This window comes from Alishewanella longhuensis (genome assembly GCF_014653435.1).
Taxonomy (GTDB): Bacteria; Pseudomonadota; Gammaproteobacteria; order Enterobacterales; family Alteromonadaceae; genus Alishewanella; species Alishewanella longhuensis.
The window spans coordinates 70,402-83,872 of record NZ_BNAO01000004.1 but is presented as its reverse complement, the minus strand read 5'-3'; the positions used below and the strand labels follow the sequence as shown (position 1 = coordinate 83,872).

The window sequence follows — 13,471 nt, the reverse complement described above, 5'->3', positions numbered from 1 at the left end:
CCGGGTTTATTATTTCACATCTTAGTAATTAGCGTGGCTCTAGAACTTCGCCACCATTAACCGCCGCCCAAGCATTCCACACTGCAACTTTACTATTATAGTTGCAGACAGCTTGCTCTGTTGCTTCAGCTAACAAAGCGTCGATATCTTTCGCTAATTTTTTATCTACTTTATTAGCTGGCACAACCTCAATACCACGTGCTTGCAGGCCTTTCTTCATAGTATGAGTGCGCAATAATTGTAATTTACCGTCTTCCACATAAAAATACTGGCTGCTTTTATTCAGTGTTTTAAACTTGGGCTTTACCGGCCGCTTAGCATCATTTACTACAGCACTATCTTCAGTCGGAATAATATCTTGAACCTGTTTATAGCCAAGCTGCTCCAGCGTAAAGCCTTTTTCACGAGCAAAACGTTCAATTTCATTAATGGCTTCAAGTTCGCCCTGACGCTCTGCTAATACCGATTGCAGGGTGTGTAATACATCATTTAACTTAGCTAGCGTCAGTTCCTTTGCCGCTTTTTTTAATTCACGTTTATCAAGTAATAAGGACATTTTTGGCTCCTATTCAAATTTATTTAGCATCATAACGAATTTAATATATAAATTAAAGCATAGCAATTCATTCACTGCCTATCATTCCACTTTAACTTTATATTGCCTGTAAAAACATTAGAAGACGCCTCAAACAATATAACCCTTAAGGATTACATTATGTCTTTATAACTATAATAAACCTCGGCTAAGAAACTGGAGCTTATGATGGCAATAGCGTAGTATCGATAGAGCTTCGCAGTTTTTTGCTGGTCGGCGTTGTCTGTTACGAAAAACTCGTTATCGTGTCGCCTGAATGTTCTCAAGTTGGATAGTTAGATGCCAAATTTTAAAGATCTTTTTATTAATAACAAAAACTGGGCAGACCGCATTGAACAAGAGCAGCCGGGCTTTTTTAAACAGCTATCAGAGCAGCAAGCTCCTGAGTATTTATGGATAGGCTGCTCCGATAGCCGGGTACCCGCCAATGAAATTGTTGGTTTAATGCCGGGTGAGTTATTCGTACATCGTAATGTTGCCAATTTGGTGGTGCATTCTGATATGAATTGCCTGTCGGTGCTGCAATACGCCATAGATATATTAAAAGTGAAACATATTTTAGTTGTGGGCCATTATGGTTGTGGCGGGGTTAAAGCGGCTTTGCTAAAACAGCGGGTGGGTTTTGTTGATAATTGGCTACGTAACGTAAAAGACGTTTATGCCATGTACCGTGACGAAATAGACCGGTTTGAAGATGAAGATCAACGTGTTAACCGGCTAATTGAACTTAATGTTATCGAACAGGTTCGCAACTTATGTCATACCAGCTTTGTGCAAGAAGCCTGGGAGCGCGGCCAGCCACTAACAGTGCATGGCTGGGTGTACAGTTTGCGTAATGGTCGGGTAAAAGATTTGCGGGTGAGCCACTCGTCCCTGGCGCAAATTGATGATATCTACGCCATGGACCCACAGGATCTTGAGGAAACCTCTCACTAAAATTCGCTGCATCTACTTGGCTAGCTGCTTTTGACAAGCAGTGGCCAACCAGACCAACATCGCACTAACGCTCAATAACAACCCACTTTATAGAATCACCGTTTTGTTACCATGTACAAACACCCTATCCTCGGTAATAAACTGCAGTGCTTCGCTAAGCGCCGCCTTTTCAACATCACGCCCGGCTTTCTCCATATCCTCAGCACTGTAATTGTGATCCACCGCTGCCACTTTTTGCTGAATAATAGGGCCTTCGTCCAACTGATCGTTTACAAAGTGTGCGGTAGCACCAATAATTTTGACACCGCGCTCAAAAGCTTGCTGATAAGGTTTGGCACCGATAAAGGCCGGTAAAAAACTGTGATGAATATTGATAATACGGTTAGGGTATTGGGCAACAAAATCTGGCGTTAAAATCCGCATAAATTTCGCCAAGATCAAATACTCAGGCTGATAAGGTGCTATCACCTTTAGTAAAGCCTGCTCATGCTCACTACGACCCAGCCCTTGATGACTCACATAATGATAAGGAATGCCAAAACGCTGCGCCAGCTCAGCTAACTCTGGATGGTTACCCACTATGGCGGCTATATCTAGGGTTAAGGAGCCGTCATAGACTTTCATTAAAATGTCGCCTAAACAATGCGCTTCTTTGGTAACCAAAATGACTACCTTTTTCGCACTGCGGCTGAGTAAGCTGCGGCGACTGCCAGGAGGTAAAGCACGGTCTAGATCAAGTAGCAAAGTATTGTCATTAAAAATGCCCTCTAGCTCTGTGCGCATATAAAATTGACCAGTACCGGGATCGACATACTCGGTATTACGAATAATATTTAACTGATGTTTATAACAAATGTTGGTGATCTGGGCGATCAGCCCTTTTGAATCCGGGCACTCGGTTAACAAAATGCGGTGTTCCATCTGCAACTCTTCTGTCTGCTAAAAATACCTTATTGTTACAACTTATCCATCTGGCGTCAAAGGCATTTAGATGGCTATTTTTAATAAAGCGTGACCAGCGAAAAACCAACTTTACTTGTCGTTTAGAAAGCCACCTTGCATAATACTACTTTAATTAAACCGCCTTTTAACATTTTGCGTTGAGTCGCGGACTAACGAATTTGGCATAATGAATCAGTATCAATTTAATGTAATAGGCTATATAAAATCGCCCTACAAACAAAAGTTTGCTATTCCGCGCCAGCCCGGATTGATCCCTGAGGCAAGTGGCCAGTTAATTTTAGAAACACCCTATGCTGATGATGCCATAGTGCGGGGTATTGAAGCTTTTAGCCACTTGTGGCTGGTTTTTGTGTTTCACGAAACTGCCGACAAGGGGTGGTCGCCGATGGTGCGTCCTCCGAGGCTCGGCGGCAATACCCGTAAAGGTGTTTTTGCCACCCGCGCCACCTTTAGACCTAATCCAATTGGCTTGTCAGTCGTAAAACTTGATGGCGTGGCGCGAAAAAATGGTCAGCTTATCTTACAAATTAGTGGTTTAGATTTATTAGATGACACACCAATTTTGGACATTAAGCCTTATTTGCCCTACTCTGACGCCTTACCCGCTGCCAGCGGTGGTTTTGCCGATGCAGCACCACAGACAGCCATGACAGTGTCAATATCAGAGCAGGCAGCAGCATTTTGCGAGCAACAACAACAGTACCCACAACTTCGTATCTTGATAGAAAAGGTGTTAAAACAGGATCCGCGGCCACCTTATAAAAAACAGCGTGATGGTGTGCAGCAATATGGTATGACCCTTTACGAATATAATATTAAATGGACAGTTGACGGAGAACACAATCATGTTACTGAAATCATTAAGCTACCTTAGCGTACTGGCAGCCAGCTCTGCAGCCATGGCCTTGCCTGATCTACCGGAGCCGGTCAGTAACAATGCGGTAGCCAGCGCCAGTATCAGAGACAAAACCTATGTGTTATCGGCCACCGGCATAGGACCAGGCAAAAACAGTACCGATATCCACAATAAAGTTTGGCTACATACTCTAGGCGAGTTTGGCTGGGTAAGCCTGCCACCTGTGCCCAGCCAGCAACGTTTAGCCGGTCGCATTGGTGCCAGCGCAGTGGCACTTAACAATAATTTTTTTATTTTCGGTGGCAGCTTTGTTAATGCCGATGGTACAGCTGTAACGGCCAGCGATAGTTATAGGTTAGATCCGGTTACCCGCCGTTACACCCGTTTAAATGATATGCCAGTGCCAGTCGATAATGCCGCTGCCATCGCCCATCAAAATCGTTATATCTATTTAGTTAGCGGTTGGAGTGATCACGGTACTGTTAACCTGGTGCAGCTGTTTGATAATTTTACTCAGCGCTGGTCACAAGCAACACCCTTTCCGGGTAAACCCGTGTTTGGTCTGGCCGGTGCCATAGCCGCTAACCATTTGGTGGTCTGTGATGGTGTGACTGTGGAGTATCCAAAGGGTGCACCTCCTCAGCTAACACGCTCAGCTAGCTGCTGGGAGGGTCAGTTAGGCAGCAACCCGAACAGTATCGCCTGGCAGCCAATTACCCATCCTACTGGTGAAGCCCGTTATCGTATGGCCGCAACCACGGTGCAGATTAATGGCGAAGAAATGGTGGCTTTTATCGGCGGTAGCCACACGCCCTATACACTGGATGGTAAGGGTTATAACGGCCAGGCCGCCGAACCGCTCACCGACATTTGGGTTTATGCGCCTTTACAGCAGCGTTGGCACAGAGCAGCTGCAACAACCGCGGTAATGGATCTACGGGGTGTAGTAGAGCTCGATGGTAGCTTTTACAGCCTGGGCGGCATGCTAAACCAACAGCAGGTAACAAATAAGCCAATAAAACACCAGATTAAACTTCTGCCCGAGTAATTCCGTTGTTAGAATAGCGGCAAACTTTTTTGTCTTTATATGCAGAGAGCAGCATGCGCACGAGTCAGTACTTACTATCTACGTTAAAAGAAACACCGGCCGATGCCGAAGTGATCAGCCATAAATTAATGCTGCGCGCCGGCATGATCCGTCGCCTGTCATCAGGCTTGTATACCTATCTGCCAACGGGTGTGCGGGTGCTACGCAAGGTTGAACAAATCGTGCGCGAAGAAATGAATAAAGCCGGCGCCATTGAAGTATTGATGCCCATGGTGCAACCGGCAGAGTTATGGCAGGAGTCAGGCCGCTGGGAGCAGATGGATGCTGAGTTACTGCGCTTTGCCGACCGCCATACTCGTGATTTCGTGTTGGGGCCAACACATGAAGAAGTCATTACCGATGTGGTGCGCCGCGAAATTACCAGTTATAAGCAACTGCCGCTTAATCTCTATCAGATCCAGACCAAATTCCGCGATGAGCGTCGTCCACGCTTTGGCGTCATGCGTGCCCGCGAATTTTTGATGAAAGACGCCTACTCTTTCCATTTAAGTCAAGAATCCTTGCAGCAAACCTATGATGCCATGTATAGCGCTTACTGTAATATCTTTAACCGCTTAGGCCTTGACTATCGGCCAGTACTGGCCGATACCGGTGCCATTGGCGGTAGCGTGTCACACGAATTCCATGTTTTGGCGTCATCGGGTGAAGATGCGATTGCCTTCTCAGACACTAGCGATTATGCCGCGAACATTGAAATGGCCGAAGCCAAAGCCCCAGCGGGCGACCGCCCGGCCGCCATACAAAGCTTAGCTGAAATCGCCACCCCGAATGCTGGCTCGGTTGCCGAGGTTGCTGCACTACTGCAGGTAGAGGCGAGTAGAATTGCCAAGACGCTGTTTGTCGTAGCAACTGCCGAGGAAGGTAAAGCCGCTTCGCTGGTTGCCTTAGTATTACGTGGCGATCATGAATTAAATGAAATTAAAGCGGAAAAGCTGCCTGAAGTGGCCAGCCCACTGCAATTTGCCAGTGATGAGCAAATCCGTGCTTTATTAGGCGCCGGTGCTGGCTCCGTCGGCCCGGTAGGCGTTAACGTGCCAGTGATTGTGGATCGCAGTGCTGCTCATCTGGCCGACTTTGTGGTCGGTGCTAATAAAGATGGCTATCACCTGACAGGTGTTAACTGGGATCGGGATATCAGCAACTACAAGGTCGCCGATATCCGTAATATCGTCGAAGGTGATGCTAGCCCTTGCGGCTTTGGCAAGCTGGTGATTAAACGCGGTATTGAAGTGGGTCATATTTTCCAGTTAGGTGACAAGTATTCACAAGCCTTAAAAGCCGGTGTGCTGAATGAAGAAGGCAAACATCAGATTATGACCATGGGCTGTTACGGCGTTGGCGTATCGCGCATCGTGGCGGCAGCTATTGAACAAAATCACGATGAATTTGGGATTATTTGGCCGGATGCGATAGCCCCCTTTCAGGTCGTGCTAATCCCCATGAATATGCACAAATCTGTAAGGATTGCCGAAGCGACAGAACAGTTATATGCAGAGCTTACAGCAGCAGGTATCGAAGTGTTGTTTGATGATCGCAAAGAACGCCCAGGCGTGATGTTTGCCGATATGGAGCTGATTGGTATTCCGCATAGCATTGTGATTGGTGAACGTAATCTGGATAACCGGGAAGTGGAATATAAGAACCGCCGTACCGGTGAAAAGCAGTTGCTCAACCTTGATAACGTAATAGCAACACTGCAAAGCTTCCTAGCTAAATAACACGCTAAACTAAATAAACTTCGGTTTATCCCAACAAAGGCAGCTCCAGCTGCCTTTGTTGTTTTTGCTAACGGCGTTTTTTGCTAACAGCAAACCTTTTACGAATAGCCCTTAAGCGGGATTTTAATATAACGTTGACCGTTATCCTCCGCTTTCGGTAATTGCCCGCCACGAATATTCACTTGGACCGAGGGGTAAATCAACCGGGGGACCGCTAAGGTTTTATCACGAGCTTCCCGTTTAGCGACAAAATCCGCTTCTGCCGTATCGGCTTTCACATGAATATTGCTGTTTTTTTGCTCCAGCACCGTGGTTTTGTATTTTAGCTCACGCCCGTTTGGTTGGTAATCGTGACACATATAAATCACGGTATCTTCCGGCAATTGATAAATACGCTGAATTGAGCGAAACAGAATATGTGCATCGCCCCCCGGGAAGTCGCAACGGGCAGTGCCTGCATCTGGCATAAACAGCGAATCACCCACAAACAAATGCCCAGCAATTAAATAACTGACACTGTCATTGGTATGGCCAGGCGTATTGACCACCGTAGCCTGCAGCGAGCCAATAGTAAATTGCTCATTATCGGCAAATAGTTTATCAAAGTAATCACCTTTAGCTTGTAACTCGGTATCGGCAATATTGAAGACCACCTTAAAAGTTTGCTGTACTTTGCGGATCCCTTCACCGATAGCAATGCTTGCTCCGGTTTTTTGTTTTAAATAATGCGCCGCAGACAAATGATCGGCATGGGCATGGGTTTCCAAAATCCACTGCAGTTGCCAACCGTTAACCTGCAAATAACTCAACAGTTTATCGGCGTCTTCGGTGCTGACCAGCCCCGCCGCGGCATCATAATTTAGTACCGGATCGATAATAGCTGCCTGTTTGCTCTCTAAATCCGCCACAACATAGCTAAAGGTGGCACTGTCTTGGTCAAAAAACATTTCAATATGTAATGATGGTCGCGTCATGCTTAGCACCTAAAATTAGTGAATACTAAATTTTAGTTGCAGCTTAGCGAAAAGGCGCCTAGAATGCAAACAAGTTATAAGCTTATTCCATAAAAGAATATTGGAGCAACAATGTTAGCTTTGTTAGGTGCCCTCATTATTGGCTTAAGCTTGGGATTATTTGGCTCTGGCGGTTCTATTCTTACCGTACCGGTACTGCTTTATTTACTAAAGATGCCAGCAGAGATAGCTATCGCCTCATCATTGTTGATCGTGGCAGGTATTAGCTTACTTGGTTCTGTGCAAAACGCCTGGCAAAAACGTATTAGCTGGCGACATGTCTTATGGTTTGGTATTCCAGGCATGATAGGAACCTACGGCGGTGCCTGGCTAGGTACGCTGGTGGACAGCCGTTGGCAGTTACTTTGTTTTGCGCTGCTGATGTTGGTGGCTGCCGTTATGATGTGGCGCAACCGGCAAACCAATACCGCTAATCAATACCCTTTTAATCATACCAAGGTGATTGCCGATGGTTTAGTAGTAGGTGCGATCACCGGCTTTGTCGGGGTGGGTGGCGGCTTTTTGATTGTACCTGCCCTGGTGCTAATGGGTGGACTTCCCATGAATATCGCTATTGCCACCAGCTTAAGCATTATTGCACTGAAATCTTTTGCCGGTTTTACTAAATACTTTATCAGCTTTAGTGCTGCAGGCTTAAGCTTTAACTGGCAAGTGATTGCCATCATGATTGTTGCCGGCCTATTAGGTACCTTTGCCGGTAACTGGCTGGGCCAAAAACTGCCCAAGCAACAGTTACAACGTGGTTTTGCCATCTTTCTGGCTATCATGTCAATAGTTGTTATTACGCAGTCGGTTCTTTAAATCTAAGGTGAAATAGACAATGAAAACAGCACAACAATTAGTGGCAGACGCCAAAGCAGCTATTCAGGAAGTAAGCGTTGAGCAATTGGCTGGCTATTTGCAAGAAACTGCAGAGCCGCTCTTAATCGATGTAAGAGAACCGGCAGAATTTAGCCAAAACCATATCAAGAATGCAGTCAACTATCCTAGAGGCGTCTTAGAGATGCAGCTTGCCAATCACCCTTTGGTAGCTGCTAGCGGCTGCACCCCCGAAGTCGCTTTAGCAGCGCTTGCTGCTAAACCGCTATATTTGATTTGTCGCTCTGGTGCACGCTCAGCCCTGGCAGCGGAATCTTTGCAACGTATGGGCTTTAGCCAGGTTTACTCTGTGGCGGGCGGCATGCAAGCCTGGCTAGAGGCTGGTTTAACGATTCAACAATAGAGGTTTATATGGAAAACTTTACCCCTATCTCAGCCTTAATTGGTGGTGGTTTAATTGGCCTTGGTACCCTGTTATTGATGGCGGGTATTGGCCGTATTGCCGGTATTTCTGGTATTAGCAGTGCCCTGCTGTTTCAAGCTGGCGATAAAGGCTGGCGGCTGGCCTTTGTGCTTGGCATTATTGCCGGCCCCTTACTAGCAGGCGCCTTGATTGCTGATTTTAGTTACAGCACGCCATCATTAAACTTGCATACTTTGATTGCCGGCTTATTAGTTGGCTTAGGCACAGCCTGGGGCTCAGGTTGCACCTCAGGTCATGGTATTTGCGGTATCGGCCGTTTTTCCGCTCGCTCTATTATTGCCACGCTAGCTTTTATGTTAGCGGGTGTGCTGGTGGCCAGTTTGTTTAATTAAGGGGTGATTATGAAATTACTTATCGCATTTGTTGCTGGCTTATTGATGTCATTAGGTATGGCAATATCAAAAATGATCGATCCCCAAAAAGTACTCAGCTTTTTGGATATTACAGGAAATTGGGATCCTAGTCTGGCGTTGGTGATGGCCAGCGCTTTGGCCGTTTATTCTATTGGCTTTTATTTCGTTATGAAAAAACCTGCCCCTTTATTTGAAAAAACTTTCTATCTCCCCACTCATCAGCAAATAGACAGACCGCTACTTGTAGGTGCAGCGTTATTCGGTATTGGCTGGGGTATGGTAGGTTATTGTCCTGGCCCGGCCATAAGTGCTATTAGCTCTCTTAGTAGTGGCACCCTGGGTTTTATTGCCACCATGATTATCGGCTGGTTTATCGCTAAGTCAGTAAAACTGCCACAACGCAATAAGCCTTGATTAGCCACTGATAAATAAAAACGCCTGCTCAGGCTACGCAGTATTTTTTTAGTGCCATAATATGTGCATAAATAAAAATGAAATAAAAATGTCATATTAGAGAGGCTATTATGAAATTGTCTTATGCTGCTGCCTGCGTCTTATTCGTTATATCGCCGGTGAGTTATGCCAAAGCGGCCGACATCGCCTTTTACGGCCAGATCCATGTATCTTTAGATCAGCTTGATAATGATGCTAATAACGCCTTTAATGTGTCGAGTAATTCAAGTCGAATAGGCGTTAAAGCCACTCATGAAGTACAGCAAGGTTTGAACGTTATTGGCCAAATCGAAGCCTTAGTTCGCATTGAAGAAGGTGATACTAATAGCGATTATTTTGATGCCCGTGATACCTTTGTTGGTTTACAAGGCAGTTTTGGTACTGCCCGTGTTGGCTTTTTTGATACTCCTATGAAAAAAGTGCGTTCACGCACCGATTTTTTTGGTGACAAAGTAGGTGATGCCCGCAACATTGTTGCCGGTGGCGGCGTTAATTTAGATAAGCGTTTTCGTAATGGTATCCACTATCAAAGCCCCGTTTTAAATAATCTTACTTTTGACTTACATTATTCCAGCAACGACGCCACCGGCAGCACCACAGAAAATGAAAATGACGCGGTCAGTAGTTCTGTTACTTACCAAGCAAGTGGTTTAACCGTGATGCTAGCTTATGAGCGGCAAAATCAATTAGATGATGCCCAAGGACAAGCGGTAGCGGCGCGAAGCGGCATGCGTCTTGGCACCCGCTACAAGCTGAATGAGCAATGGCAACTTGCTGCATTCTACCAGCAAAGCTCGAATTTTAATGGTGGTGACCGGGACGCCTGGGGTTTAGGTGTTGGCTATAAATTCGGTCAATACAATTTAGCAGCGCAATATTACCAGGCTGGCAAAGCTGATAACGCGCAAAGCAATGCCACTATGCTAGCTTTGGGTATAGACCGCTCTTTTAGTCAATCCTTTAATTGCTATCTTGCGTTTGCAGTAACAGATAATGCTGAACAGGCCAATTTTAATGTTTCAGCTGGTGGCCATGGTAAACGCTTAAGCATTAGTCCAGGAGCAGATCCTATGGCTATCTCATTCGGAACTATTTATAAGTTCTGATCTAGGGTTCTTCTGGTCATACATCCAGAAGAACTTCAGTTATTACTCTCTCTAACATATTGGCAGCAGTGGTAAACTGGGGTATTGTCTACTCATTAGTAAACTATTCTATACTCAGTCTGAACGCGGCTCGTTACTAACATCTGCATAAACAGATAACTGCTGCTAACTGAATAAGAGGTCTTAGTCGTAATGGAGAGATTTATGGCCCTTTATCGCTTTGTTGAACAAAGCTTTTTCTATACCCTAAACCGAAAAATCGCTGGCAATATGCTTTTTATCGGTCTATTTTTTGCGGCTGCCCTCTATATGGCATATCCGGCAGAGGGGCCTACTACACTCTGGTGGCTGCTGTTAATTACCGGCTCTGCCGCATTTTTATTTACCGGATTTTACTTAAGCCATCTGATTGTCCGCCCAGTACAAGCCCTGGTTGGAACCTTGCATGAAAGTAACAGATCAGGTGCAGATTTAAGCCAACGTTTGCCGGCTTTTACTTTTGATGAGTTCCGGACTCTATCGGAAGAATTTAACCACTTTGTTGCCCAGCTAAGTGATGTGCTAGGTAAGGTTCATCAGCAGGCCAGTAATACCCATGAAATTAATGAACAAGTCTCGGGTGCCGTAAAAAGCACGCGCTTAAATTTACAAGACACTGAACAGCGCAATAAACAAATTCGCCGCGACAGTGACGAAGTTATCGAGTATCTGGCGCAGATCGTTCAAAGTAGCGATCAGATGGGTAATGTAACCCATGTCGCAGTAGATAAAGCCAAAGTGGCCAGTGAGCAGATGCAGCGACTTAACAAACAATTGGCCGCGATTGCCAGCCTACTTGATTCGTTCGGTGCAACCATTAATGGCCTACAAAAGAACTCAGAAAATGTTAGACAGATTTTAGTGATGGTTGAAGGTTTCTCTGATCAAACTAACCTACTGGCATTAAATGCTGCGATTGAGGCTGCCAGAGCAGGTGATGCTGGCCGCGGTTTTGCGGTAGTAGCAGATGAGGTGCGTACCCTAGCCGCGAAAGTCAACGAGGCAACAAAACAAATATCCGGTTTCTTAAATGATATGGAGCGCTTGGTTAAAGAAACCAAACAAGAGTCTGATAGTTTAAACTTGCAAGCGCAAGACGCCCGTACTCAGGTTAGTCAAACTAATGGTGAGTTCTCGCAGTTGCAGCAAGAGCTGCTGACCGCGCGTGGCGGCATGCAAAATATTAATAGCAGCGTGTCTAACCTAGAGCAAAAGTATCGACAAACGCAAACGCACTTATCCGCTATTGAGCAGATGACTAATCAAGCCTATCAGCAAATGACGGCTATTGATGACGCGGCACGTAATCTACTAGAAGGCACGGCTGCCACTCAAAAGCAGCTGGGACGCTTTGCCAAAAAAGCGATGTTATAATCTTATTGATAGATTATTTATTGCTGGGCTAGACCCGAATCAAATTTATTGAGCTAATAATGAAATATTTTCGATTGCTCAACACTAAAAATAAGTTGCTACTGTCAGTAGCCGTACTCCTTATCATCACCAGCACAACAGTGCTGGTGGAGTATCTTAATCACAATTTTCAAAATAGTATTAAACTTCACAGGCAACAACAGCTTAGCCAGCAATTATCATTAGTACGAGCTAATCTGGAGTCTGAGCTAAATGCCAACATTTTTTTAGCTGATAGCTTAGCAACCATTATTACGGTTAACCCACAATCAGGCCCCCAAGAATGGGAGAAACTGGCAGAAACCCTCTTTCTAAAAGCCAGCAGTATTCGTAATATTGCCATAGCGCCAAATAATATCGTGAATTTCGTCTACCCTTTAGCTGGAAATGAAGCCGTTATCGGTCTTGATTACCGAACGCTACCTGAACAATTTCTAACGGTAGAGCTGGCACGGCAACGCCAGGAAATATTTATCGCTGGCCCCCTTGCTCTGATACAAGGTGGTAATGCCGTAATTGCCCGAATGCCGGTTTTTACTAACCCCCCACTCAACACTCAGTATTGGGGGACCTGTAGCGTTGTGGTTGACATCGATAAGCTGTTTACTCTAGCCGGTGTTACAGCTCTGGCTAGTCAAGGTAAACTTGCGATTAGGGGTAAGAATGGCGCTGGTGATCAAGGCGACGTATTTTATGGTGAACAGGAGATTTTTGAACAGGCTTTTGCCACCGAAACCATTCGTTTACTCAGCGGCAGTTGGGTTTTAGCATTAGCAGAAGCTCCGGGCAGTATATTACCGGAAAACCAATGGTTTACCATTATCGTGCGCTTAATTGGCTATACCATTGGCAGTTTGTTGTTATTGGTGTTTGTTAGCTTATTTTATGGATTCCAGCTCGCTCAACTAAATGCTTTACAAGATCCGTTAACCCTGCTGCCAAATCGCCGCTTTACTATGCAGCTATTGGAAAAGCTTGTGAAATCAGGCTCTAAGTTTAGTATTCTAAACTTAGATGTAGATAATTTTAAGCAGGTTAACGATAGTTATGGCCATGCCGTCGGCGACAGTTTGCTGCAAGAAGTTGCCAAACGACTGCGAGAGCCATTACGCAGCTACGATACCGTTTGCCGCCTGTCAGGTGACGAGTTTCTAATTGTACTCCCCAGAGTAACCCGAGAGCGAGATATTGAAAGTATTCTGAATAAACTAAAAGGCAAATTTCAGGAAACTGATTTCCAAACGAAAGGAATTAATTTGAAAATAGCACTTAGTATAGGCTTTGCCAGCTACCCTGAGGATGCCCAGGACCTTGAGTCACTATTACACCATGCTGACTTGGCCATGTACAAACAAAAAGAACAACATAAAATGGCAAAAACTAAAGATCATACTCAGAGTTAAATTAAACCGACTGAACTACTGCCTAAGCTAAAAAACAAAAAACCAGTACTAGGCTGGCTTAAAGTGACGGAGCGGACGGGACTCGAACCCGCGACCCCCGGCGTGACAGGCCGGCTAAGCTCTTAACAGAAAGTAACCGACTGAACTACTGCCTAGACTAAAAAGCAAAAAACCAGCACTAGGCTGGCTTA

14 protein-coding genes are annotated in these 13,471 nt (G+C 45.4%); 11 read left to right on the top strand and 3 right to left on the bottom strand.

The features are described from left to right. Positions 1 to 28 precede the first annotated feature (28 nt). Entirely contained in the window at positions 29 to 556 is a 528-nt protein-coding gene (locus tag IE163_RS09455; RefSeq protein ID WP_189432566.1) for an H-NS family histone-like protein, read from the bottom strand. A gap of 318 nt (positions 557 to 874) precedes the next feature. Here IE163_RS09455 and can point away from each other — a divergent pair, with 318 nt between their 5' ends. Beyond that, positions 875 to 1,531 (top strand): carbonate dehydratase, encoded by a 657-nt coding sequence (gene can / locus IE163_RS09450; RefSeq protein WP_189432564.1) that lies wholly within the window; start codon positions 875 to 877, stop codon positions 1,529 to 1,531. Between the two features lie 87 nt (positions 1,532 to 1,618). Here the strand turns inward: can and purU are convergent, their stop codons facing one another. Next, on the bottom strand, positions 1,619 to 2,452 hold the full coding sequence (purU, locus tag IE163_RS09445) for a formyltetrahydrofolate deformylase (protein WP_189432562.1): 834 nt from the start codon (positions 2,450 to 2,452) through the stop codon (positions 1,619 to 1,621). Positions 2,453 to 2,660: 208 nt separating this feature from the next. Between purU and tsaA the strand changes: the two genes are divergently transcribed. The 3 genes from tsaA to IE163_RS09430 are packed head-to-tail and all read left to right on the top strand — an operon-like array spanning position 2,661 to position 6,176. Next, positions 2,661 to 3,368, top strand: a complete 708-nt coding sequence (tsaA, locus tag IE163_RS09440; protein ID WP_189432560.1) for a tRNA (N6-threonylcarbamoyladenosine(37)-N6)-methyltransferase TrmO — start codon at positions 2,661 to 2,663, stop codon at positions 3,366 to 3,368. Next, positions 3,340 to 4,398, top strand: a complete 1,059-nt coding sequence (locus IE163_RS09435; RefSeq protein WP_189432559.1) for a Kelch repeat-containing protein — start codon at positions 3,340 to 3,342, stop codon at positions 4,396 to 4,398. Before tsaA ends, IE163_RS09435 begins: the two co-directional genes overlap by 29 nt. Before the next feature lie 53 nt (positions 4,399 to 4,451). Further along, a complete protein-coding gene (locus IE163_RS09430) occupies positions 4,452 to 6,176 on the top strand; it encodes a proline--tRNA ligase (RefSeq protein ID WP_189432557.1) in 1,725 nt (574 codons plus the stop codon). 98 nt (positions 6,177 to 6,274) lie between these two features. Here IE163_RS09430 and IE163_RS09425 read toward each other — a convergent pair whose 3' ends face one another. Beyond that, complete coding sequence (locus tag IE163_RS09425) at positions 6,275 to 7,150, bottom strand: MBL fold metallo-hydrolase (protein WP_189432555.1); 876 nt, start codon at positions 7,148 to 7,150, stop codon at positions 6,275 to 6,277. Positions 7,151 to 7,261: 111 nt separating this feature from the next. On the opposite strand from IE163_RS09425, the gene IE163_RS09420 reads away from it, so the two are divergent. The 7 genes from IE163_RS09420 (at position 7,262) to IE163_RS09390 (ending at position 13,280) form a co-directional block, all read left to right on the top strand. Next, positions 7,262 to 8,011, top strand: a complete 750-nt coding sequence (locus tag IE163_RS09420) for a sulfite exporter TauE/SafE family protein (protein ID WP_189432553.1) — start codon at positions 7,262 to 7,264, stop codon at positions 8,009 to 8,011. Between the two features lie 19 nt (positions 8,012 to 8,030). After that, positions 8,031 to 8,432 (top strand): rhodanese-like domain-containing protein, encoded by a 402-nt coding sequence (locus tag IE163_RS09415; protein WP_189432551.1) that lies wholly within the window; start codon positions 8,031 to 8,033, stop codon positions 8,430 to 8,432. An 8-nt stretch (positions 8,433 to 8,440) separates the two neighbouring features. Then, positions 8,441 to 8,845, top strand: coding sequence for a YeeE/YedE family protein (locus IE163_RS09410; RefSeq protein ID WP_189432549.1), 405 nt, complete (start codon positions 8,441 to 8,443; stop codon positions 8,843 to 8,845). Positions 8,846 to 8,854: 9 nt separating this feature from the next. Then, on the top strand, positions 8,855 to 9,280 hold the full coding sequence (locus IE163_RS09405) for a DUF6691 family protein (RefSeq protein WP_189432546.1): 426 nt from the start codon (positions 8,855 to 8,857) through the stop codon (positions 9,278 to 9,280). A 110-nt stretch (positions 9,281 to 9,390) separates the two neighbouring features. Then, the gene (locus IE163_RS09400) at positions 9,391 to 10,425 is read left to right on the top strand and encodes a porin (protein WP_189432544.1); all 1,035 of its coding nucleotides are present in this window, start codon (positions 9,391 to 9,393) and stop codon (positions 10,423 to 10,425) included. A gap of 204 nt (positions 10,426 to 10,629) precedes the next feature. Next, positions 10,630 to 11,838 carry a methyl-accepting chemotaxis protein gene (locus tag IE163_RS09395; RefSeq protein ID WP_189432543.1) on the top strand — a complete coding sequence of 403 codons (1,209 nt, stop codon included), beginning with the start codon at positions 10,630 to 10,632 and terminating at the stop codon, positions 11,836 to 11,838. 59 nt (positions 11,839 to 11,897) lie between these two features. After that, positions 11,898 to 13,280, top strand: coding sequence for a diguanylate cyclase domain-containing protein (locus IE163_RS09390; RefSeq protein ID WP_189432541.1), 1,383 nt, complete (start codon positions 11,898 to 11,900; stop codon positions 13,278 to 13,280). The last annotated feature ends 191 nt before the right edge of the window (positions 13,281 to 13,471 follow it).

Bases quoted from the DNA above. Each gene is read 5' to 3' on its own strand.
- IE163_RS09455 (WP_189432566.1), bottom strand. From the start codon at position 556: ATGTCCTTATTACTTGATAAACGTGAATTAAAAAAAGCGGCAAAGGAA.
- can (WP_189432564.1), top strand. From the start codon at position 875: ATGCCAAATTTTAAAGATCTTTTTATTAATAACAAAAACTGGGCAGAC.
- purU (WP_189432562.1), bottom strand. From the start codon at position 2,452: ATGGAACACCGCATTTTGTTAACCGAGTGCCCGGATTCAAAAGGGCTG.
- tsaA (WP_189432560.1), top strand. From the start codon at position 2,661: ATGAATCAGTATCAATTTAATGTAATAGGCTATATAAAATCGCCCTAC.
- IE163_RS09435 (WP_189432559.1), top strand. From the start codon at position 3,340: ATGTTACTGAAATCATTAAGCTACCTTAGCGTACTGGCAGCCAGCTCT.
- IE163_RS09430 (WP_189432557.1), top strand. From the start codon at position 4,452: ATGCGCACGAGTCAGTACTTACTATCTACGTTAAAAGAAACACCGGCC.
- IE163_RS09425 (WP_189432555.1), bottom strand. From the start codon at position 7,150: ATGACGCGACCATCATTACATATTGAAATGTTTTTTGACCAAGACAGT.
- IE163_RS09420 (WP_189432553.1), top strand. From the start codon at position 7,262: ATGTTAGCTTTGTTAGGTGCCCTCATTATTGGCTTAAGCTTGGGATTA.
- IE163_RS09415 (WP_189432551.1), top strand. From the start codon at position 8,031: ATGAAAACAGCACAACAATTAGTGGCAGACGCCAAAGCAGCTATTCAG.
- IE163_RS09410 (WP_189432549.1), top strand. From the start codon at position 8,441: ATGGAAAACTTTACCCCTATCTCAGCCTTAATTGGTGGTGGTTTAATT.
- IE163_RS09405 (WP_189432546.1), top strand. From the start codon at position 8,855: ATGAAATTACTTATCGCATTTGTTGCTGGCTTATTGATGTCATTAGGT.
- IE163_RS09400 (WP_189432544.1), top strand. From the start codon at position 9,391: ATGAAATTGTCTTATGCTGCTGCCTGCGTCTTATTCGTTATATCGCCG.
- IE163_RS09395 (WP_189432543.1), top strand. From the start codon at position 10,630: ATGGCCCTTTATCGCTTTGTTGAACAAAGCTTTTTCTATACCCTAAAC.
- IE163_RS09390 (WP_189432541.1), top strand. From the start codon at position 11,898: ATGAAATATTTTCGATTGCTCAACACTAAAAATAAGTTGCTACTGTCA.